Source organism: Pseudomonas sp. RT6P73 (assembly GCF_054897715.1).
The window spans coordinates 3,252,729-3,273,434 of the sequence record NZ_JBUBUV010000002.1 but is presented as its reverse complement, the minus strand read 5'-3'; the positions used below and the strand labels follow the sequence as shown (position 1 = coordinate 3,273,434).

23 protein-coding genes are annotated in these 20,706 nt (G+C 58.0%); 11 read left to right on the top strand and 12 right to left on the bottom strand.

Translation table 11 applies throughout. The annotated features are described in order from the left end of the window. Positions 1 to 112 precede the first annotated feature (112 nt). Entirely contained in the window at positions 113 to 1,030 is a 918-nt protein-coding gene (locus tag ACYZT6_RS15565; protein WP_054598044.1) for a LysR family transcriptional regulator, read from the bottom strand. Positions 1,031 to 1,155: 125 nt separating this feature from the next. On the opposite strand from ACYZT6_RS15565, the gene ACYZT6_RS15560 reads away from it, so the two are divergent. The 6 genes from ACYZT6_RS15560 (at position 1,156) to ACYZT6_RS15535 (ending at position 6,912) form a co-directional block, all read left to right on the top strand. Further along, positions 1,156 to 1,914, top strand: a complete 759-nt coding sequence (locus ACYZT6_RS15560; RefSeq protein ID WP_462027670.1) for a 5-oxoprolinase subunit PxpA — start codon at positions 1,156 to 1,158, stop codon at positions 1,912 to 1,914. A 94-nt stretch (positions 1,915 to 2,008) separates the two neighbouring features. Next, positions 2,009 to 2,254, top strand: coding sequence for an acetyl-CoA carboxylase (locus ACYZT6_RS15555; RefSeq protein WP_095079351.1), 246 nt, complete (start codon positions 2,009 to 2,011; stop codon positions 2,252 to 2,254). Between the two features lie 10 nt (positions 2,255 to 2,264). Continuing rightward, positions 2,265 to 3,638, top strand: coding sequence for an acetyl-CoA carboxylase biotin carboxylase subunit (locus ACYZT6_RS15550; protein WP_462027669.1), 1,374 nt, complete (start codon positions 2,265 to 2,267; stop codon positions 3,636 to 3,638). Beyond that, on the top strand, positions 3,635 to 4,507 hold the full coding sequence (locus ACYZT6_RS15545; protein WP_462027668.1) for a 5-oxoprolinase subunit B family protein: 873 nt from the start codon (positions 3,635 to 3,637) through the stop codon (positions 4,505 to 4,507). Before ACYZT6_RS15550 ends, ACYZT6_RS15545 begins: the two co-directional genes overlap by 4 nt. Further along, on the top strand, positions 4,504 to 5,478 hold the full coding sequence (locus ACYZT6_RS15540; RefSeq protein ID WP_462027667.1) for a 5-oxoprolinase subunit C family protein: 975 nt from the start codon (positions 4,504 to 4,506) through the stop codon (positions 5,476 to 5,478). Before ACYZT6_RS15545 ends, ACYZT6_RS15540 begins: the two co-directional genes overlap by 4 nt. A 111-nt stretch (positions 5,479 to 5,589) precedes the next feature. After that, complete coding sequence (locus ACYZT6_RS15535) at positions 5,590 to 6,912, top strand: purine-cytosine permease family protein (RefSeq protein ID WP_462027666.1); 1,323 nt, start codon at positions 5,590 to 5,592, stop codon at positions 6,910 to 6,912. Here ACYZT6_RS15535 and ACYZT6_RS15530 read toward each other — a convergent pair. Next, positions 6,895 to 7,695 carry an alpha/beta fold hydrolase gene (locus ACYZT6_RS15530; RefSeq protein WP_462027665.1) on the bottom strand — a complete coding sequence of 267 codons (801 nt, stop codon included), beginning with the start codon at positions 7,693 to 7,695 and terminating at the stop codon, positions 6,895 to 6,897. The two genes, ACYZT6_RS15535 and ACYZT6_RS15530, sit on opposite strands and share 18 nt — an antisense overlap. A gap of 187 nt (positions 7,696 to 7,882) precedes the next feature. Beyond that, positions 7,883 to 8,464: a hypothetical protein gene (locus tag ACYZT6_RS15525; protein ID WP_462027664.1), complete on the bottom strand. Its 582-nt coding sequence runs from the start codon at positions 8,462 to 8,464 to the stop codon at positions 7,883 to 7,885. Positions 8,465 to 8,732: 268 nt separating this feature from the next. On the opposite strand from ACYZT6_RS15525, the gene ACYZT6_RS15520 reads away from it, so the two are divergent. Beyond that, positions 8,733 to 9,659 (top strand): Gfo/Idh/MocA family protein, encoded by a 927-nt coding sequence (locus tag ACYZT6_RS15520; protein WP_462027663.1) that lies wholly within the window; start codon positions 8,733 to 8,735, stop codon positions 9,657 to 9,659. A 16-nt stretch (positions 9,660 to 9,675) separates the two neighbouring features. Here ACYZT6_RS15520 and ACYZT6_RS15515 read toward each other — a convergent pair whose 3' ends face one another. From ACYZT6_RS15515 to ACYZT6_RS15505, 3 genes are all read right to left on the bottom strand, one after another. Beyond that, positions 9,676 to 9,837 (bottom strand): DUF2986 domain-containing protein, encoded by a 162-nt coding sequence (locus ACYZT6_RS15515; protein ID WP_462027662.1) that lies wholly within the window; start codon positions 9,835 to 9,837, stop codon positions 9,676 to 9,678. An 83-nt stretch (positions 9,838 to 9,920) separates the two neighbouring features. Beyond that, entirely contained in the window at positions 9,921 to 10,616 is a 696-nt protein-coding gene (locus tag ACYZT6_RS15510; protein ID WP_462029960.1) for a tRNA (adenine(22)-N(1))-methyltransferase, read from the bottom strand. A gap of 462 nt (positions 10,617 to 11,078) precedes the next feature. Beyond that, entirely contained in the window at positions 11,079 to 11,996 is a 918-nt protein-coding gene (locus ACYZT6_RS15505) for a LysR substrate-binding domain-containing protein (RefSeq protein WP_462027661.1), read from the bottom strand. A gap of 345 nt (positions 11,997 to 12,341) precedes the next feature. Here ACYZT6_RS15505 and ACYZT6_RS15500 point away from each other — a divergent pair, with 345 nt between their 5' ends. After that, positions 12,342 to 12,794 carry an Ohr family peroxiredoxin gene (locus tag ACYZT6_RS15500; protein ID WP_462027660.1) on the top strand — a complete coding sequence of 151 codons (453 nt, stop codon included), beginning with the start codon at positions 12,342 to 12,344 and terminating at the stop codon, positions 12,792 to 12,794. A 104-nt stretch (positions 12,795 to 12,898) separates the two neighbouring features. Continuing rightward, entirely contained in the window at positions 12,899 to 14,104 is a 1,206-nt protein-coding gene (locus tag ACYZT6_RS15495; protein WP_462027659.1) for an epoxide hydrolase family protein, read from the top strand. A 139-nt stretch (positions 14,105 to 14,243) separates the two neighbouring features. Here ACYZT6_RS15495 and ACYZT6_RS15490 read toward each other — a convergent pair whose 3' ends face one another. The 3 genes from ACYZT6_RS15490 to ACYZT6_RS15480 all read right to left on the bottom strand — a co-directional run bounded on the left by ACYZT6_RS15490 (position 14,244) and on the right by ACYZT6_RS15480 (position 16,512). Beyond that, the gene (locus tag ACYZT6_RS15490; RefSeq protein ID WP_462027658.1) at positions 14,244 to 14,696 is read right to left on the bottom strand and encodes a hypothetical protein; all 453 of its coding nucleotides are present in this window, start codon (positions 14,694 to 14,696) and stop codon (positions 14,244 to 14,246) included. Between the two features lie 55 nt (positions 14,697 to 14,751). Then, on the bottom strand, positions 14,752 to 15,783 hold the full coding sequence (ahr, locus tag ACYZT6_RS15485; RefSeq protein ID WP_462027657.1) for an NADPH-dependent aldehyde reductase Ahr: 1,032 nt from the start codon (positions 15,781 to 15,783) through the stop codon (positions 14,752 to 14,754). Between the two features lie 300 nt (positions 15,784 to 16,083). Continuing rightward, positions 16,084 to 16,512 carry a nuclear transport factor 2 family protein gene (locus tag ACYZT6_RS15480; RefSeq protein ID WP_462027656.1) on the bottom strand — a complete coding sequence of 143 codons (429 nt, stop codon included), beginning with the start codon at positions 16,510 to 16,512 and terminating at the stop codon, positions 16,084 to 16,086. Positions 16,513 to 16,755: 243 nt separating this feature from the next. Between ACYZT6_RS15480 and ACYZT6_RS15475 the strand changes: the two genes are divergently transcribed. After that, positions 16,756 to 18,087 carry an IS4 family transposase gene (locus ACYZT6_RS15475; RefSeq protein ID WP_462027655.1) on the top strand — a complete coding sequence of 444 codons (1,332 nt, stop codon included), beginning with the start codon at positions 16,756 to 16,758 and terminating at the stop codon, positions 18,085 to 18,087. A gap of 58 nt (positions 18,088 to 18,145) precedes the next feature. Here the strand turns inward: ACYZT6_RS15475 and ACYZT6_RS15470 are convergent, their stop codons facing one another. Both ACYZT6_RS15470 and ACYZT6_RS15465 read right to left on the bottom strand, forming a co-directional pair. Next, positions 18,146 to 18,469, bottom strand: a complete 324-nt coding sequence (locus ACYZT6_RS15470) for a hypothetical protein (protein ID WP_462027654.1) — start codon at positions 18,467 to 18,469, stop codon at positions 18,146 to 18,148. A gap of 131 nt (positions 18,470 to 18,600) precedes the next feature. After that, positions 18,601 to 19,173: a chorismate mutase gene (locus ACYZT6_RS15465; RefSeq protein ID WP_462027653.1), complete on the bottom strand. Its 573-nt coding sequence runs from the start codon at positions 19,171 to 19,173 to the stop codon at positions 18,601 to 18,603. 190 nt (positions 19,174 to 19,363) lie between these two features. Between ACYZT6_RS15465 and ACYZT6_RS15460 the strand changes: the two genes are divergently transcribed. Continuing rightward, positions 19,364 to 20,269 (top strand): LysR family transcriptional regulator, encoded by a 906-nt coding sequence (locus ACYZT6_RS15460; RefSeq protein WP_462027652.1) that lies wholly within the window; start codon positions 19,364 to 19,366, stop codon positions 20,267 to 20,269. Positions 20,270 to 20,271: 2 nt separating this feature from the next. Here the strand turns inward: ACYZT6_RS15460 and ACYZT6_RS15455 are convergent, their stop codons facing one another. Beyond that, positions 20,272 to 20,673, bottom strand: a complete 402-nt coding sequence (locus ACYZT6_RS15455; protein ID WP_462027651.1) for a RidA family protein — start codon at positions 20,671 to 20,673, stop codon at positions 20,272 to 20,274. Between the last annotated feature and the right edge of the window lie 33 nt (positions 20,674 to 20,706).

The following is a 20,706-nucleotide window of genomic DNA, read 5'->3' as shown; positions in this document are numbered from 1 at the left end:
ATAGCAGCAGCGGCGCGTCGATCACCGACGCGCCTGACGAGGAGGTCACGGGCTTTAATTAAAAAACAGTCATCCGAAAAGGCCAGCGCTTACTCACACGAACTGACTGATTTCAGCGTCGCGCAGACAGCTGTTGCGGCGCCAGAAATGCATCGTGGAAATAGTTGCGAAACGCCTGCATCGCCGGGCTGAATTCGCGCTCGCGATGCCACGCCAGTCCGACACTCATCGGCGTCACCTTGTCGGTGACTGTCAGGGTTTCGATGCGTTTTCCTTCCAGTGACCAGGGGCGGTGCACCAAGTCCGAGAGGATTGCCACGCCGCTGCCATTGGCGACCATGCTGCGCACCGCTTCGACTGAACTGGTGCGCACCCGCACGTTTGGCTGCTGTCGCGCGTGTTCCCAGTAGCGCATGGCACTTTGTTCGGCTTCGTCAACGGTCAGCAGAATGTAAGGTTCCTTCGCAACGTCGGCGAGGCTGACTGCCGAACGCTCGCACAGGGGATGGCGGCTGGGTAGCCATAACCGGCGCTCGGAGTTGAAGAGAATCTCCGAGACGATGTCCGGGTGGGTGAGGTTCGCGGTGAGCACCACTGCCATGTCGAATCGACCTTCCAGCAGACCCTGCTCGATGGCCGTCCGTTCTTGTTCGTGGACTTCGATGGCCACGTCCGGATGCCAGTGTTCAAGCCGTTGCAGGTGGTGCGGGAGGAAGTAACCGATCACCGTGTAGCTCGCCGCCAAGCGCAATACACCACTGGCGCGGATGTCCGGCAACGGGCTGTTCAACGCGTCATCGACGCTGCGCAAAATCACATAGGCCCGATTCAAAAAGTGCCGCCCGGCGTCGGTCAGGCTCATGCCCTGGGCCGAGCGCTGGAACAACAGCGTGCCGAGGATGCTTTCCAGTTCCTTGATCGCCGTGGTCACCGCCGACTGGGAAATATTCAAATGAATCGCGGCTTGAGAGATTTGCCCGATCTCTGCGGTGGCGACGAAATAACGGACTTGGCGCAGGGTCAGGGACATGAGCACTCCGGGTGACGAGTTATCTGTTTTTCAGAAGATACCCCATCTGATAATAGATCTTCCCAAGGGGTTAACAGGAATCTAACTTGGCCTGCATGAAGTCACAAGCGTCGGGAGCAAGCGTCATGCAGGCAGTAGATTTCAACTCGGACATGGGCGAAGGCTTTGGCCCCTGGACCATCGGCGATGGCGTCGACAATGAGCTGATGGGCTTTATCAGTTCGGCCAACATCGCCACCGGTTTTCATGCCGGCGACCCCAGCACCATGCGTCGCACCGTCGAGCAGGCCAAGCGCCTGGGCGTGGCCATCGGCGCGCATCCGGGGTTTCGCGACCTGGTTGGTTTTGGCCGTCGGCACATCAATGCGCCGGCCCAGGAACTGGTCGACGACATGCTCTATCAGTTGGGCGCCTTGCGTGAACTCGCCCGGGTTCAAGGCGTGGCTCTGCAACACATCAAACCCCACGGCGCGCTCTACATGCACCTGGCCCGAGACGAAGAGGCCGCCCGTTTGCTGGTGGAGAACCTCCAACGTCTGGAACCGGAGTTGCTGCTGTATTGCATGCCCGATTCGGTGATCTGGCGGGTTGCCACGGAACTCGGCCAACCGGTAATCCGCGAGTTCTACGCCGACCGCGAATACGACCTCAGCGGCTCCATCGTCTTCACCCGAAACGTGCGGGCTTACGACCCGGGCCACGTCGCCAAGCGAGTGCTGCGTGCTTGCCAACAAGGCGTGGTGCGCACCGTCGAGGGCGAAGACCTGGCGATTGAATTCGATTCCATCTGTTTGCACAGCGACACGCCGGGTGCCCTGGCGTTGGTCCAAGCCACGCGTCATGCACTTGATGGCGCGGGCATAGAGGTCCGAGCACCGCGCTGAGACCGAACGAAAACACCTGGCACACAGACGCCAGGGAATGCCCACCGATTTACCTTTTGCCTGCCTTTCTACAACTATTCCAAGAGGAACAGACATGGCCGAACACACTGTAATCACCCCGTTGCCGGGGACCTTCTACCGCAAAGCTACCCCGGAATCGGCGAACTTCGTCGAGGTCGGCGCGCAGGTCAGCGCCGACACGGTGATTGGTCTTATCGAGGTCATGAAGCAGTTCTCCGAACTGACCGCCGGGACGGCCGGTCGCCTCAGTGCCTTTTTGGTAGAAGACGGTGATCCGGTGGAGCCGGGTCAAGTCGTCGCAACACTCGACGACGAGTGAGGGCGCGATCATGACCCACGCCATTCATAAATTGCTGATCGCCAACCGTGGCGAGATCGCCGTGCGGATTATCCGCGCTGCCAAGGAACTGGGCATTCCCACCGTTGCCGCGTGCAGCGAGGCGGACGTCGATTCCCAGGCTGCGCGCATGGCCGATGAGGTGCACATTCTCGGCCCGGCCCGTGCCGACAAAAGTTACCTGAACGTTGAGGCCTTGCTCGGCGCCTTGAAAGCCACTGGCGCCAACGCAGTGCATCCCGGTTACGGCTTTCTGTCGGAGAACGCCGATTTCGCCGAAGCAGTGATGGCTGCCGGCGCCATTTTCGTCGGCCCGAGCGCGGAGACGATCCGGCGCATGGGCGATAAAGCCGAGGCGCGGCGCACGGCGCAAGTCGCTGGCGTGCCGGTGGTGCCGGGTTCGCCGGGTGAACTGTTCGACGTTGAATCGGCGCTCAAGGCTGCCGAATCCGTTGGCTTCCCGCTGCTGATCAAAGCTTCAGCTGGTGGCGGCGGGCGCGGTATTCGGCTGGCGGAAAACGCCGAGCAACTGAGCGAAGAATTCCCCCGTTCCCAGCGCGAAGCCCAAGCGGCGTTTGGCAACGGCGCGGTGTATCTGGAGCGGTTTATCAGCCGGGCCCGGCATATTGAAGTGCAGGTGCTGGGCGACGGTCAGCACGCCGTGCATTTGTTTGAACGCGAGTGTTCGCTGCAACGGCGCCGGCAGAAAATCTTCGAAGAAGCGCCGTCGCCGGTCCTCAGCCAGCAGCAACGGGAAACGCTGTGCGCCAGCGCCGTGCGCCTGACTGAATCCCTGGGCTACAAGGGCGCCGGCACCCTGGAATACCTGTATGACGATGCTACCGGTGAGTTCTTCTTTATCGAGATGAACACGCGGATTCAGGTGGAGCACCCGGTCAGCGAACTGATCACGGGCATCGACCTGGTCCAGGCCATGTTGCGCATTGCTGGCGGCGAGCCGCTGGGCTTCAAGCAAAGCGACATCCGACTCAACGGCGCCGCCCTGCAGATGCGCCTGAACGCTGAAGACCCGGCGCGGGATTTCTTCCCGAGTCCAGGCCTGGTCGAGGAACTGATCTGGCCGAATGGCGAGGGCATTCGCGTCGATACGCATCTGTATCAAGGCTACCGCGTGCCGCCGTACTATGACTCGCTGCTGGCCAAACTGATTGTTCACGGTGCGGATCGCGCCGAAGCCCTGGCCCGAGCGCGAATGGCGGTGGCGCACACCACGCTCACCGGCATGGCCAACACCTTGGCGTTACACGGTGAATTGCTGGAACAACCGTGGCTGCACAGCGCCGACTTTCACACCGGCACCCTGGAAACCTGGCTGGCCGAGCGCCGCAGCGGAGGTGAAGCATGAGTAATCCCATCCGCTACAGCTTTGGCGCCGATGAGCATTTGTTTGCCGAAGTCAGCGACAGCATGTCCCTGGACGCGTTCTTCAAAGGCCTGGCCGTCACCCGCGCCGTGGAACGGCTGGCGCTGGATGGCGTGCTCGATATCTGCCTGGCTAACGCGTCATTCCAGATTCGTTTCGACCCGGATCGCATCGCCCCTCACACCTTGCTCGAAGCGGTAAAAATCGCCGAGGCCGGGGCCGTCGCCGAGCGCACGTTGCACACGCGGATCATCGAGATTCCCGTGCTCTACAACGACCCCTGGACCCACGAAACCTTGATGCGTTTTCGCGACCGCCATCAAGACCCGAGCGCCACGGACCTGGAATACGCCGCACGAATCAACGGTCTGGCCGACGTCGATGCATTCATCGCGGCCCACAGTGGGGCGCCGTGGTTTGTCTCGATGGTCGGCTTCGTTGCCGGGTTGCCATTCATGTTCCAGATGGTCGAGCGCGAGCGTCAGTTGCAGGTGCCCAAGTACCTGCGCCCGCGCACCGACACACCGAAATTGACCCTTGGTCACGGCGGTTGCTTTGGTTGCATTTACTCAGTGCGCGGCGCCGGCGGTTATCAGATGTTTGGCGTCACGCCCGCGCCGATCTACGACCCGCAACAGAACCTCGCGTACCTCAAAGAGCACATGGTGTTTTTCCGTCCAGGCGACATCGTGCAGTTCAAACCGATGGACCGTGAAGCCTACGACCACGCGGTGGCCGAAGTGGAAGCCGGTTGCTTTGATCTACGGATTCGGCCGGTGGAGTTTTCGCTGGACGCGTTCCTTGCCGATCCCGTTGGCTATCCCAAGTCGTTGCAGGAGGTGTTGGCATGATCAAGGTCCTCAAACCCGGCCTCGCCACTTCGGTACAAGACCTGGGCCGCGAAGGGTATTACCACTTGGGCATTCCGCCGTCCGGCGCGCTTGATCAATACGCCTTGAGCGCGGCCAATCAACTGGTCGGCAACCCGGCAGGTTTGGCGGCGCTGGAATGCACGCTGCTGGGGCCTGAGTTGGAGTTTCAGCAGGATGCATTGGTGGCGGTCAGCGGCGCGCACATGACGCCACGGGTCGATGGCATTGAAATGCACCACGACACCGCGTTCACCGTGAAGGCCGGGCAAGTGCTGCGCTTTGACTTTCCCAAGGCTGGTGCCCGCGCTTATGTGGCGGTGGCCGGCGGCATTGATGTGCCAGTGGTGCTCGGCAGTCGCTCCACCTATGCGCTGGGCGCGCTCGGCGGTTTTCAGGGGCGACGCCTGATTGCAGGTGACGAATTGCAGGTGGGCATCGCCAGTGGCAAGAGCCGCGCCGGGGCCAGTTTGCCCATGGCGTTACGGCAATCATTAGGTGGCGAAATCACCCTGCGGGTGGTGCCCGGTTTGTACTACCACCGCTTGACCGAATCGGCGGCGAAGAGCTTTTTTGCCGAGCCGTGGACGGTCGGTTCGGAAGCCGACCGCATCGGCTATCGCTTCAAGGGCGGCAGCGCGCTGAGCTTTCAGCCCCGGGAGCAGCCGTTCGGCGCCGGTTCCGATCCGTCGAACATCGTCGACAGTTGCTACCCGATCGGCTCGATCCAGGTGCCCGCCGGGCTCGAACCCATCGTGCTGCACCGTGATGCGGTGTCCGGTGGCGGCTACGCGATGATTGGTACAGTGATCAGCGCCGACCTCGATTTGATCGGCCAGATGCAACCCAACCAGAAGGCCCGCTTTGTCGCGGTAACCCTGGAAGAGGCGCTGGAAGCGCGACGTTCCTATAAGAAAAAACTCAGCTGCCTGAGCAAGCTGTTCCCTTCCTGATTCTGCCCGCCGTCTAGCGCGGGCCATGCCAAACGGTACGCTAACGCCGCACTTCGGTGCGGTGACGGCTGCTCGCGCTTCAACCTTTGACTGGTTTTGGAGTTCACGCATATGGCTGCTTTATCGCAATCGAGTCAAACCGGGCAAGACCCGGCGCATCATCCTGTTCCCACCGAAGCGCGCATGGGTCGACTGTCCCTGACCATGGCCTGGTGGGCGGTGTGCAGTGCGATGTTTTACATCGTGGTGGGTGCTTCATTGGCGTTGTCGTTCGGTGCGCGCAATGCGCTGATCGGCATGGTCCTGTCGGTGATCAGTTATGGACTGGTGAACAGCGTGCTCAGCCGCTTTGCGATTCGCAGCGGTTTGTCGGTGGCGTTGTTTTCACGGCTGTTGTTCGGCAGCACCGGGGCGTGCCTGGCGACGTTGATTTTCTTCTCGACCGCGATCTATTACGCGGTGTTCGAAGGTTCGGTGATCGCCGTCGCGCTCAATCACCTGTACCCGGAGCTGGTCTATCCGCTGGCGGCATTGGCGGTGGTGCTCTACAGCGTGCCGATGATCCTGGGCAGCGTGCAGCACTGGCTGGACAAGCTCAACGGCGTGTTGTTGCCGGTGTACCTCGGTGGTTTGCTGGTGGCGGTGGGGCTATCGATCAGCCGTTATGGCTACCAGCCGCAATGGCTGGATTTCGGCCCGGCAACGCCGAGTGCATTCGGCTGGTGGGATTGTTTTGTCGCCTACATGGGCGTCTGGGTGTTGATGCTGTTCACCTTCGACTATGCGCGTTTCGGCAAGCCTGAAGACGCCGAGTACCACGGTCGCTGGAACTTCGGCATGCCGTTCTACGCAGTGACGTTTCTGCTCAACGGCGCGGCGGGCATTTACCTGGTCAGCAGCATTCCCCACGAAGGCGCGCTGAACGAAGTCTCGGTGGTGATGGCGATTTTGCAGTTGATGGGCCTGTGGGGATTGCTGTTTGTCTGGGCCACGCAAACGCGGATCAACACCGCCAACTATTACTTGGCGACTCTGAACATGCAGGCGTTCTTTGGTCGATTTGGCCTTCGCGGTTCGTACCTGATGTGGGCAGTGGCGGTGGGGGTGATTGTCTACGGCTTGATGCTCGCAGACGTGTTTGCCTACCTCCTCAAGGCGTTGGCCTATCAGGGGATTTTCGTGGTGGCCTGGGTGGGTGTGGCGTTGGCGCAGATTCTCTACGGGCGCAGTGACGTGGCAGCGCTCGAACGGGTGGTCGCGTTTAACCCGGTGGGCTTGACGGCCTGGTTTGGCGCCACCGCATTGGGTCTTGCGTTGATGTTTTCCGGCGGCGGCCTGAGCAGCTTTTCCGCGCCATCTACCGTGATAGTTGCATTTGCCTTGCAAGCAGGCTTATCCCATCGAAGCCGGTTGCGGTTACGGTTGGCAGAGTAGCGTTGGCTCTTCGTCGCCGTGCTGCTGGCAGAGGAATTCGCGAATCGCTTCAGCGGTTCGCCTGGCGCTGGTCACCACGAAAAAATGTCCCTCGCCCTGCAGGATGTGCAGTTCAGCACGGCGAATGGTGCGGCGCAGTATGTGCGCGTTGTACAGCCGCACCAGGGTGTCGCGCTCGCCGGTGAGGATCAGCGTGCGCTGGCGCAGACGGAACAACCGCAGCAAGCTGGTCCAGCCGACCAGGGCGGTGAGCTGGTGGTAATAGGTTCGCGGGTTGACCGTGAGCATGCCGTTCACCACACCGAAGCGCAGCAGCGTCTGTATCGAATTGCGCGAGCCTTCTTGCTTGCGCAGTTTGGCGCTTTTTCTCGTACCAAAAAAATCCAGGATGTCGGCGGGTTTCACCAGCATCGCCGGGCCGGCCGAGGTCGCCGCGAGGATCAGCCGGCGCACCCTGCTCGGGTAACGCAGGGTGAATTCTTGCGCCAATGCACCGCCCCAACTCACGCCGAACACATCGACCTGGTCGATTCCCAATTGATTGAGCATCTCGGCGATCAGGTCGGCATGGCGCGGCAGACGCATCGGCCAGCGGGGCATTTGCGATTTGCCGACCCCGGGCACGTCCAACGTAATGGTCCTGTAGTCCACTAGTTCATCGCGCAGGGGATCGAAGCTACGGATCAAACCACCCAGACCGTTGAGCAAGAGCAGCGGTGAGCCTTGGCCGCGGATTGACACGTTCAACTGCAAGTCTTTAATGGTTAATTTTTGCGTTGTCATGGGTTTCCCCTTGGCCGTTGATCATGAGCCAATACATAACCTTGCGCTGTCAGCGTGGAAGTCAGGTACCGTAATGCTCGACGGAAGACAGGAGACAGTCGGCAAACGGCAAATCATCGAGCGGGGCCCAGAAAAAGCTGAAGGTATGGCCATGGTCATCGAGCGCGTGATGAGTCCATTGTTCCAACTACGTTAGCTCAAATCGCTCTAACGCATAGTCCTTACCTGCCAAGGTCAGTTCAAACGTGGTGGCGCCGAACGTACCCCGTGTCACTTTTTGCGTCACAAGACGTTTAGCTTGGAGTTGCTTTAGACCGGCTTCGACTTCTAACGTGCTGAGTGAGACAAGTTTGCAAACCGAGTTTAAATTTGCAATTTTTCTGAAGTTTGCATGGTAGGCCAAAGCCTCCATCAGTAGCGTTTGGTTATCTGTCAGTCGTGGAAACTGAGGGTTGTTCATTTTGTAAACTTTTCGCTCTATCTCATGTAGTTCGCCGTAAGCTCCATCAGTGGTGCGGGTGTAGTAAATCGCTACAGACAGAGTGCTGATTAAAATCGCGATAATCATCAGCAACGACCAATTCGGCATTGGCGTTTCCAGCAGAAGCCAATCCAGAAAACGTAGCAGCCAGCTTGTGGTGTCTGCCAGCAATGTCTGGTCGAAGTAAGTGTCGAGCAGCTTTATGCCAGCCCAGGCGACAAGGAAAATTCCAGCCCAGTAGGCCATCGCCTTGAATGTGAACGGGGAATGCTTGCCCTGTGCTGCCATGCTATTCGTCTCTAGTGAAGAACAGATGTTATCAGCATAGCAGTGGAAAACCGGCCCTCTGGCAGCTGACCTGCAAGGTCAGCAATTGGCCGATTGCTACCCATCACGAAGGGCTGCAATCCACCCAAAGCGTTCGTCAGTTGGGATACCCGTGCTCAAGCTCGCGTGTCAGATGAAACGTAAGCACGTCATCAATGACTTCCCCGCTACACAAACGTAATCTTGCCGATTCGCGTATCAAGATAAAACAAAAAATCAGGAGTCATTGATGCAACCGATCCGTCTCGGTCTGGTGGGCTATGGCAAGATTGCCCAGGATCAACACGTCCCTGCTATCAACGCCAACCCCGCGTTCCAGTTGGTGTCTGTCGCCACGCAAGGGCAGCCCTGCGCCGGGGTAGAGAACTTTCAGTCCCTGAGCGAGCTGCTTGAAAACGGCCCGCACGTCGATGCGATTGCGTTTTGCACGCCGCCACAAGGACGATTCGCGCTGGTGCAACAAGCGCTGGCCGCTGGCAAACACGTGCTGGTAGAAAAACCGCCGTGCGCCACATTGGGTGAAGCGATGGCGTTGGTGAGTCAGGCACAGGAGCAAGGCGTCAGCGGTTTGTTCGCCTGGCATTCACGCTACGCGCCCGGCATCGAAGCCGCCCGTGACTGGCTGGCCACCCGTACCCTGCAAAGCGTACAGATCGACTGGAAGGAAGACGTGCGCAAATGGCACCCCGGCCAGGCATGGATCTGGCAACCCGGAGGCCTGGGCGTTTTCGATCCCGGCATCAATGCGTTGTCGATTGCAACCCATCTGCTGGCGCTTCCGCTGTTTGTCGAATCTGCCGAACTGCGAGTCCCCGATAACTGCCAGTCGCCTATTGCCGCTTCCATCAAAATGTCTGACGCGCGCCACCTCGATGTTCGCGCGGAGTTCGACTTCGACCACGGTCATGATGAACTCTGGAGCATCGAGATTCGCTGCACCGAAGGCCTCCTTCGACTGGATAACGGTGGTGCACTGTTGAGCATTGATGGCGTGCGCCAGACCGTATCGGAGGAGGGCGAGTACGCGGCGGTGTATCGACATTTCCAACAGCTGATTGGCGACAAGGCCAGTGACCTGGACCTCCAGCCACTGCGACTGGTTGCCGACAGTTTTTTTGTCGGCAGTCGGGTGTCGGTTGAGCCGTTCTACGATTAGTGGCTGCTCGGGTTGATCAGCTCTCAGGGGAAATGATTGAGTCTTCACTGGGTTCAGCCGCCAGTTTCAATCGGTCCGCTTTGCTGATGTATTTCGACTTGCTTGCCGGTGCCAATTTGGCACTGGCCTTTTTGGCGTGAGCCTTTAATAACTGCTTTATTTTTTTTTGACGATTCATGTTTTTCGCTCAGCTGGAAAATTCTTGAATGATGCTTGCCTGGTCGCCGCTCGGCGACTGTTCGTACAAACCCTGGACCCGTTTCAAGCCAGCAACTCGGTGATCCATCGGGCTTGCCGGGCGACGTCCTGCACTTTCTCCTCGGGTACGACCTGCCGCGCCCGGGCGAAGTGGGTCAGGGTCTGCTGCTTGTGGCGCAGTATGCGCTGCCACTTGACCAGGAACGCCGGAGTGCGTGCCTGCATCTGCAGCGGGCCGAAGTACAGTTCCTCGGGGGTGTACATCACTGGTCCGGCGCGCTCGGCGACGATAATTTCGTAGTCGAAGCGGTTTTCCCGCAGCAGTTCCTCGCAGAGGATGCGGTAGTCATTTTCCATCAGCCATTGGCGCAGTGGCTGCTCGCCGCCGTTGGGCTGCAGGATCAGGCGTTCCTGGCCGCTCAGGCGTGTTTTGCCGCTGTCGAGGATGTCGCGGATGGTCTCGCCGCCCATGCCGCAGATGCTGATCGCCGTGATCCCGTCTGCCGGCTCGATCGCCGCCAGGCCATTGGCCAGGCGCACGGTGATCCGCTGGTCCAGGCCGCTCTCGCGCACGGTGCGTTCGGCCGAATGGAACGGCGTCAATGCCACTTCGCCAGCGACCGCCGCCGCGATGGCGCCACGGCGCATCAGCGCCACCGGCAGGTAGCCGTGATCCGAGCCGATGTCGGCCAGGCGCGCACCTGCTGGCACATGCGCCGACACGCGCTCCAGGCGCATGGACAATGTCTGTTCGTTCAACTGCAGTTCCTTTTCACCACGAATGTCCCGCACCCTGGACCGGATCGGGGCGCCATTCTGTCGAGCAATGCCGTGCATTTCAAATTCCTGCGACCACGGCCCTGGCTCGACACATATCTGATGCCCGAAACGTAGATGAATCCGACCTCTTTTTGTCTCAGTACGGTACGTTTGAAACACACGACTAGCGTAGTGAATTGGTTACATTGCGTATCAACTGAAATGCGCTTCAGCGGAATTATCACAACAGGGGTCTACAACTAAATTAGAGATAACATTTTTCTCAGGTGTCTCTCATGATTCAGAACATTATGAAATCCGCTTGCCTGACGACCCTTCTTTTCGTGTGTGCAGCAATGTCGGTTCAAGCACAACCACTGCCGCTTGGTAAAACCGGTGCTTTGTATAATGAAGACGTGGAGTGGCGTAGCTTTTCGTTCGTCGAAGTAATCGCTCCGGTATTCACCCCTTGGCTCGGTGACGCAAGCGCGAGTAAGAAATCAGCATGCTGGTCAGCTCTTGTGTGACTTGGGTGAAGGGTGACACTCGGCGGCTGATCAAGCACACCTCACCTGACTCCAACGGCTCCCGAATCGAAATGCTGATAAGCGACGAGCAAAACAGCTTCATGCCGGGAAGCATGCTGGGTTCTATGGTCAAGTAATCCGTCTCGGAAATGATGTGCAGGATTTCCAGCAGCGATTCGGTGGTGATCACGATCTTCGGAGGAGGTAAGCCTTGGGCCCTGAACAGCTCGATCAGATGCTTCTCCGCGCTACCGACGACGCCAGCCGGCCGGACGCTGATCCACTGGCAATCGACCAAGTCGCGCACTGATCGAGCCTCCGCCATTGGATGCCCCTTGCGCGCAATCACGCTGGCTTTCCAGCTGTAAAGACGCTCGATGTGCAGGTCGATATCGCAGACATCGGGACTCAGTGGACACATCACAAAGTCGAGCCGGCCAGCGCGGATCATCTCGATCAGCATCTTTGTTTCTCCACCGGTGACGTGTAACTGCACTTTTGGAAACCTGCGGGTAAAACTGCTGAAGACCGGCATCAAACACACCGCCAATGGTTCCGCGGTGACACCCAATGCGATCTGACCTTCGGGCGCTCCATTCCATTGTCGGACGTCTTGTACCGCGCGGTCGCAATCCAGAATGATCGAGCGTGCCCGGGTCAGGAACACCTTACCGGCCAGGGTCAGACTGATGCCCTGATTTGAGCGCACCAACAAGGTGACCCCCAGTTCTCTTTCAAGACTTTGAACCGACTCGGTCAGCGTGCTCTGGGCCGCGTCCAGCTCGCGTGCCGCTGAACGAAAACTGCCCTTGTCGACCACTGAGCAGAAGGCTCGAAGCTGGATCAGTTTCATGAAGCAGTGATCCAGTTGTTGCCGTTGTGGCCATGGGAAGCGTGATCGGCAGTAATAAACAGTGTGTGGCTGCTTCCGGTGTTCATGGCTGAGTCTCCAAATGGCAATGGCTGATTATCGTGATCGATAAGATCGCATGCGATGTATAAATATTCCCCCAAAGACCCAATGAAGTCAAAGCGCACGTTGCGACTTGGCGACGAGCGGTGGTGGACGGAAAAGCCGAAGGTGATCGGTTTTTCCGTTCTTCTCGATGCCTTGTTCGTGCCTATAAAATCAATGCTGTCAGATAGTTACGTATCTTTTCTGCTATTTGAAATCTTATAAAAACTTCAAGGAATCACAATGAGCAACATCGAAAAAGTCTTGGTTACTGGCAAAACTCACACCACCCTGAGCAGTGCCGGCAACACCCCGCGTGGGCACAACGGCAACCTCGACATCGAACTCTCAACGCCCGGAAGCGCCAAAACCGCCCACCTATTCGCCGCCACTCAACCGCACCCGACGGCCGAGCAGTTGTTCGCCGGGGCATGGTCGGCCTGCTACATCGCAGCCGTTGGCCTTGCGGCCAAAGAGTTGAAGGTGACGCTTCCAGCCGACATGTCCGTCGATATCGAGATCGATCTGGGTCAAACCGGGAACGCTTACCTTCTGCAGGCCCGGTTCGATGTACGGCTGCCAGGTCTGCCGCATGAGGTCGCTTGCGCTGTCGCCCATGCGGCGGATCAGATGTGCCCCTACTCGAAGGCGACGCGCGGCAACATCGACGTTGCGTTTAATGTTCAGACGTCGTGATCAAACAACTTTCTCTCACCAGACGTAAGTTTTGCGGCGCTGCGGCAGTGGCATGTGCGGCTGCACCGTTAGGGTTACTCGGTTTATCAATCAGGACTGAAGCTGTGACTAATACTTCGACAAAAACAGAAAGTGTTTCAGCTGAAATACGCCCCTTTCATTTCAGCGCCCAAGAGTCAGAACTTTTAGAGTTGCGCAGACGTATCGAAGCAACGAGATGGCCGGACAAGGAAACCGTCAATGACTCCTCGCAAGGTGTGCAACTGGCGACGATCCAGAAACTGGCCAGACACTGGGCGACAAAATATGACTGGCGAGTAATCGAATCCAAAATAAACGCAGTTCCAAACTTCATCACCCAGATCGATGGACTGGATATACATTTCATTCACGTCCGCTCCAAACACGAGAACGCGTTACCGCTGCTGATGGCGCACGGCTGGCCTGGCTCGATCATCGAATTGATGAAAGTCATCGGGCCACTTACTGACCCTACGGCGCACGGCGGCAGTGCCTCCGATGCGTTCAGCCTGGTCATTCCATCAATGCCGGGTTACGGCTTTTCGGAAAAACCGACCGAGCCCGGCTGGAATCCCGAGCGTATCGCCGATGCCTACATCGAGCTGATGAAGCGTCTCGGATACACCCGGTACGGGGCGCAAGGTGGTGATTGGGGTTCTATCGTTGTCGATCTGATGGCTGTAAAGGCGCCACCTGGCTTGATCGGTATTCATTCGAACATGCCTGGCGTCATCCCGCCTGAACTTGATGCCGCGTTATTTCGCGGCGACCCGGTACCCAGTGGTCTTTCTGCGGAAGAGAAGCAAGCGGCAGATCAACTCGCCAACACCTACAAACACATCGGCTACGCAATCATGATGGGTGACAGGCCTCAGTCGTTGACCGGTCTTAATGATTCACCCGTTGGCTTGGCGGCCTTCATGCTTGATCACGATCCTAAAAGCTACGAGATGATCGCGCGTTCCATTGACGGGCAACCGGAAGGCCTCACACCCGATGACGTCCTCGACAACATCACGCTGTTCTGGCTGACCCAAACTGCCGTTTCCTCGGGTCGGCTCTATTGGGAGAACAAGTCGACATTCTTTGCCGTCAAGGGCGTCAACATCCCGGTTGCGGTGAGTGTGTTTCCTGATGAGCTGTATGCGGCACCGAAGAGCTGGTCGCAGAAGGCCTATCCCAACCTTGTGCATTACAACAAGCTTCCCAAAGGAGGGCACTTTGCTGCGTGGGAGCAGCCGGCGCTTTTCTCGCAGGAAGTCCGGGCCGGATTCAAGCCGCTGCGGTAAGTGACAAGCCCACAGGTATCGAAGACCTGATGTTGTAAAAGATCGAGGTGGTCCGGTTCGGATCGTCATGCGTGAAAGCGATCCGGACCGCGTAACCAACCTCTCGGACGCGAGCCGAAAGACGAGCGCCGGTTTCTGGCTACGTCACTGCGCCTCCTCGCTTGATATCCCCGCAGAAAATATCAACGTTGCCACTCTCCGGGGCCGTTCGCACGAGGATGGAATAGTCACCGGAAAGCAGATCTTGCAGTGCGATCGGTGCGCTTCTTGAGAATGACCAGCCGCGTACGGCTTCGCGCGTAGTGTTGACCTTGTCATTCATTGCAAAGGCGACTGGCCCGGGTTGATGGCAGCTGCCTTTATGGATGAAGGAATAGAGACGCAAGGGCAGCGTCGCTCCGCTTGGAGCACCACTGATGAAGAAGCTGAGCCCGGTTTGTTTGTCCCAGCTTGTCAGCGTTACATTGCCGATCTGCCCGGTATTCTGCCGGGTGGCAACCAACGGGACAGACACGCCATGGTCTGATGAAGTGGTGCAGCCGAAGAGGCTGGTGGCGATCATTAGGGAAGCAAGTGAGAGTCTGAAATTCATTGCCAACTCCTGCGTAAGAACTGCAATGGGTGTTATCCATATCAGCGTCAGTCCGTCATTGACTCGCATCCAGCACAACGCGGTAACGCGCCTTGCCGCTGCGCAAGTGATCGATCGCTTCGTTGATCCGACTCATGGGAAAGAGCTCGACCTGCGGCAGGATCTGATGACGTGCGCAGAATTCCAGCATGGTCGCCGTATTACTCGGCGAGCCGACCGGCGAGGCGGACAAGGTCTTTTGTTGGGGAATCAGGTTGAACACATGCACCGGAATAGCGTCGGGCACAATGCCGACAAAGTGCAGGCGACCCTTGCCGCGCAGGGTGGCAAGCATGGCCGTCCAGTCGAGGTTGGCGTTGGCGGTCACCAGCAGGAAGTCCAGGGTGCCGGCAATGGCGTTCAGCGCGTCGCTGTCGGTCGAGGCGATAACGTTGTGCGCGCCCAAGCGTCGGGCTTCGTCCGTCTTGTTCAACGACGAGGTAAACGCCGTGACCTCGCAGCCCCAGGCATTCAGGAAGCGCAGTGCCAGGTGGCCGAGGCCGCCGATGCCAACCACACCGACCCGGTCAGTGGGTTTGATGCCGAATTCCAACAATGGGTTGAACACCGTCGAGCCGGCGCAGAACAGCGGCCCGGCCATCGCCGGGTCGAGTTCGCCCGGTATTGCCAGCGCCCAGGCCCAGTGTGAACGCAGGCGGTCGGCGAAGCCTCCGTTGCTGCCGATAATGGTCGGTTTGGCGGTGCCGCACAGATGGTGAGCGCCGCCGATGCACGAGGAGCAGTGCATGCAACTACCCTTGTACCAGCCAATGCCCACCCGTTGTCCCACTTCGAGCCCGCGTACCTGCGCGCCCACTCGCACAATGCTGCCGACCACCTCGTGGCCAGGCATGAAAGGGTAGTTGCTGACGCCCCATTCGTTATCGATCATCGACAGGTCGGAGTGGCAGACGCCGCAATACTCCACGGTGACTTCCACCTCCTCATCCCCCAATGGACCGGGGTCGTAGCTGTAACGCTCCAGTGGCGCGCCGGCCGCCGTTGCGGCCCAGCCGGTGAAGGACGTGACTTCGGTGCTATCGCTCATGGGATACCTCCAGATCAGGAGACACAGGGGTTTGGCTGCTTGGGTGTCGCAGCGGAGCAAGGCAAGTGCAGCGACCGCATGAAAGGATAGTCCGGGATCCTGGAACCAAGGGGGGCAACCCGACAATCAGTTTGCCAGGTGTGGTTCAGTAATGGCGGTAAGCTGAGGGGAGGTCCGAATTCGGCGGGCTATGCGTCTGAGCAGGTTAGCGACATCCTGCTTATCCCAGGTCATAGCGGTGGCCTTGTGAACGAGGTGCTCGGGTTGCCCGTAGCACCTCGCCCAAACGTTGCAACGCAATCAGGCTTTGCTGGCCGCCAGATACGCGCCAAGGCGTTGTCCCATTTGCTCGCCCAAGGCTTGCAACGCACTGAATGGGCGGACCATCACCTCGAACTCAACGATTTTTCCTTGTTCATTGAACCGGATCATGTCGATGCCCTTTAACTCTTTACCGCTGACTTTGGCGCTGAACTCCAGGACGACGCTCAAGCCGTCTGCTGTCGACAGTTCCCGGTGGTAGGCGAAATCCTCAAATACATTGACGACCGTGTTGAGAATCATCGATACCACGGCCGCTCCCGGGTAAGGCTTGTGAGCCATCGGCGAGCGGAATACCGCTTGAGGGTCCAGCAAACCGGGCAGGGCGCTCAAGTCACCCTTGCGGATCATGTCGTGCCATTGGTTCAAGGACTGTGCAGCGTTGGGATGCAGTTTCAGATCAGACATTTTCAACTCCTGTATTTTTGTTGTTCTGTAAAACGCGTCAGTGTTGCGCATGCAGCGTTGCCCGATGGCTCGCCGCAAGTCTTCAATAGTGCCGCCAAGATCGAACGGCGGCTATACGAATGAATTAAAAGTAGCTCACGAAAAAGCCCGGCTGGTTAGGCCTAATGCTGTTCACTTAAGTATTTGAGTCCAAGCCGGGCTTATCCGAAAATCCGATGCCAGACCTCTGGCATCGGATTTTTTATGTCTGTTCAACAAGATCTGCTCGACTTCGGCGACCTTTTCAACTTCTGCGACCTGAGCACCTTCACCCAAAACATTCCCATCGAGTGGGTAGCGTCTGCGCTGGATCTTTCCAGTCAGGCGACCATTCGCCGACGTCGCCTGCCCGCTGACCAAGTGCTCTGGTTGGTACTCGGCATGGCCTTGTTTCGTGACGAGCCGGTTCATGAGGTGGCCAGACGTTTGAACATCTGCGCTCAAGGCCTGGCCACCGACCACTTGTTGGTCCGCAGTGGTGTGACCGAGGCGCGCAAGCGACTCGGTGCCGATCCTGTTGAGTGGTTATTCCGCAAGACCGGGACCCAATGGGGCGCGGAGCGCTATGACGATGATACCTGGCATGATCTGCAGGTATTCGCGGTGGACGGTGCACTTTTGCGTACTCCGGATACGCCCGAGCTTCGAGATCACTTCGGGTCGGGAAACACTCCAAGCGACCGCCAGACGCCGTTTCCGATGCTGCGCTTGGTGGCCCTGATGAATGTGCGTTCGCACGTGATCATGGATGCTCAATTGAGCCCTTATCGACGCAGTGAAATGCGCTTGGCCGACGAATTTTTGCAGCAGATACCCGACCACTCGGTGACGCTGTTCGACAAAGGTTTTTGGGGTGCCGAGCTGCTGTCGAGCCTGAGCGGAGCAGGCATCAACCGTCATTGGTTGATCCCGGCAAAAAAAGGACTGGTCTGCGAGGAAGTGGCCCGTTACAGCCAGCACGACAGGTTAGTGCGTATGAAAGTCTCACCGCAGGCCAGAAAGCGAAACCCGGTTCTTCCAACGCACTGGGAAGTACGCGAAGTCAGTTATGAAATCAAAGGCAAGGTGAAGACCGTCATGACGTCGTTGCCGGCCAAGACCTACAACACTCAAGCCGTTGCCAAACTTTACCAAGAGCGTTGGGAAATCGAATTGGGCTTCAGGGACATCAAGAGTTCGATGCAACAGAACGCAATGACCTTGCGCAGCAAAAAAGTCGAGCTGATCTATCAGGAAGTGTGGGGGCTATTGCTGGCTTATAACGTGATTCGTCGAGAGGCCAGTCAGGCGGCGGTGGCGTTTGGCCGACCACCCTCGGACATCCGTTTCAAACCCGTTTGTCAGTACATCGCCGTGCAACTGATCGTGATGGCGGCGGCTAATCCGATTTCAGCCACAGGAAGACGCTTGGCTGAGTTGAGAGCAGGGATAGGAGGATTGTTTCTGGATCACCGCCCAAGGCCTTCGAGACCAAGGACGGTGAAAATTTCGAAAACCCGATTTCCAGTGGACCGTAAGGCTGCTCCGCTTAAGTGAACAGCATTAGGCTGGTTAGGCCGGGCTTCTTGTTGGGTACCGCTGTAAAGCCATTCATTCAAGCGACGCGGTTTTCGATCAGGCGGTCAGAGCCACCTTCGGCGACGCGGTTTTCGATCAGGCGGTCGGAACCACCTTCGGCGACGCGGTTTTCGATCAGGCGGTCAGAGCCACCTTCGGCGACGCGGTTTTCGATCAGGCGGTCAGAGCCACCTTCGGCGACGCGGTTTTCGATCAGACGATCCGACCCACCCTCAGCCACACGACTTTCAATCAGACGATCCGAGCCACCTTCAGCGACAACCGGGTGAGCAGAGGTAGCGGCGAAAGCGTTAACTGCAAAAACCGAGAAAGCGATGCTGAGAAGGAGTTGGCGTTTCATGATTGTGTGCTCCGGGGTGTAGTTGGTTGGTATGGACGCGATGTTACGCCCCGGAGTTTTTAAGAGAACTTCATTGAGTTAATGGTGACTATTGACGCAGTCAATGGCTGCGCGGAACGGGCGTTGCCCTGTCACTGCCCAGCGATACACAACTCCCCGGTAGCGCGTATCAACGCCTGGCCGTGCAGTTGATCCTTGATCAGACCGGCTCGCGCCTCGCCCAGCCAGTCCGGGCAGTTCGGGTCTTTGCGATAGGGCGCGAAATCAGCGTATTGCTGCAGCAGACGGCTTTGCAATTCATCCAGCTGTGGGCGGATCTGCTTGGCAAGGTCCGGCCGCGGTGTGTCAGGCGCCTTGCCGGCCGCCCGCCAAATAGCGAGCAGCCCGTACTGTACGAGCTTGTTGGCTTCGATCTGTGCGGCGAGCAACTCGGCGACCTGCTCCGGGTCCAGTTTTCGTTTGACGGCCATCTTCCTGGCATTCGAGATGACTTGCGCTTCACGGACGCTGTCCTGAATCGGTTTGCCACTGTCCCATTTAGTCAGCGCCACGAGATCACCGATGTTCAGGCGCTCGTTCATCGTCACCAGTAGTGGTTGCAAACTGACGGGCACCGGGGCGGGCGTGTTCGCCTGTGCGCCGCCAGCCAGTAAACCGACCAGGGTGCAGGTCAGCAGTTGCGGGATGCGTGGGAAGCGGGGCATAAGCAAAACCTCATCAGACTCAAGACTTACAAATTCAGGGTGTTGTGTATCACAGATGGACGGCAAGCATACAACGCTGGAGCGCCCGCTGAGTTAGACTGAAATGCAGAACAAACATACTGATTTCGGTCATCACTGTGCAGATTCATGGACAGTGGGGTGCAAGTTCATCATGACGCGGGAGACCACTGTGAACCAACTTTTAGCAATGCGTGCGCTTGTACGTGTTGTGGAAACAGGCTCTTTCAGCCGGGCTGCAGACCAACTGGCGCTTCCAAGGTCGACGGTCAGCAAGTTGATAACCGACCTCGAAAAACATCTGGGTATCAAGCTGATGCACCGAACCACCCGTGCGGTCGCCGCCACATCGGACGGGTTGGAATATTACAGTCATGCGATGCGTCTGATTGCCGAACTGGACGCAGTGGACACCGCCGCGCGTGGTAAAAAGCTCAAGCCTGGCGGGCACCTGAGGATCGATGCGCCGGCCTCATTCGCCAATTGCCTGCTGATACCCGCGCTGCCTGATTTTCATCGCGAGTATCCCGATATCACCCTCGCGTTAGGCATCAGCGACCGGCCAGTGAATATCGTTGGCGAGGGCGTTGATTGCGTCATTCGTGCCGGTGAACTGGATGACATGACGATGATCGGGCGCAAGATCGTAGACCTTCAATACGTCACCTGCGCAACCCCTGCTTATCTCGAACGCATGGGTACGCCTGCTTCTCCCATCGACCTCCAGACAAACCATGTCCAGGCAGGCTACTTCTTTGCCGCGACGGGTAGACCGGAACCCTTGATTTTCAAGAGCGACACTCATCGATACGAAGTCGGTGACTGCGAATTTTCGACCAATGACGGTAACGGCCTTAAAGAAATGATGCTCGCGGGCTTGGGCGTCGGGCAGCACTTCAGGCGCATTGTTCAGCCCTATCTGGACGCTGGCGATTTAGTTGCTGTATTGGAGGACTGGTCTCGGCCCGCCATGCAGTTTCATGTCCTCTATCCACCCAATCGACATCAAAATGCCCGGCTAAAGGTTTTCATCGACTGGGTGATTCAGACATTCAGGGAAGAGCCGCCCGCAAATTGAACTCAAGGAACAATGGCGGTAACGCGGATTTCAATACGCATCGTCGGAAGGCCTAGCGCCGCGACCCCGAGCTGCGTCCAGATAGGGGCGTGGTTGGGCATGTAATGGCGATATAGCCTGGCCATCGTCTCATTCACTATCGGGGGGAAACCTCCGACATGGTAAGAATTGACGTGGACCACGTGCTCCCAACTGGCACCTGCCGTCGCCAGGGTTCGTTCCAGATTGCGAAATGCCTGAGCAATCTCGTCCTCGATCGAGTCGGGAATCTGTAAATCGTCATCCCAACCGCCCTGGCCTGAAGTCTCCACTCGATTGTCCATTTTTAAAGCTTGCGAGTAGTGCAAAGCGTTGAGCAGGGTTTCGCCATAACCTGGCGTAACAAAAAACTCGGGCTTGTTCATTGTGTTCCTCTGATCAGTTTGATGGCCGGTAGA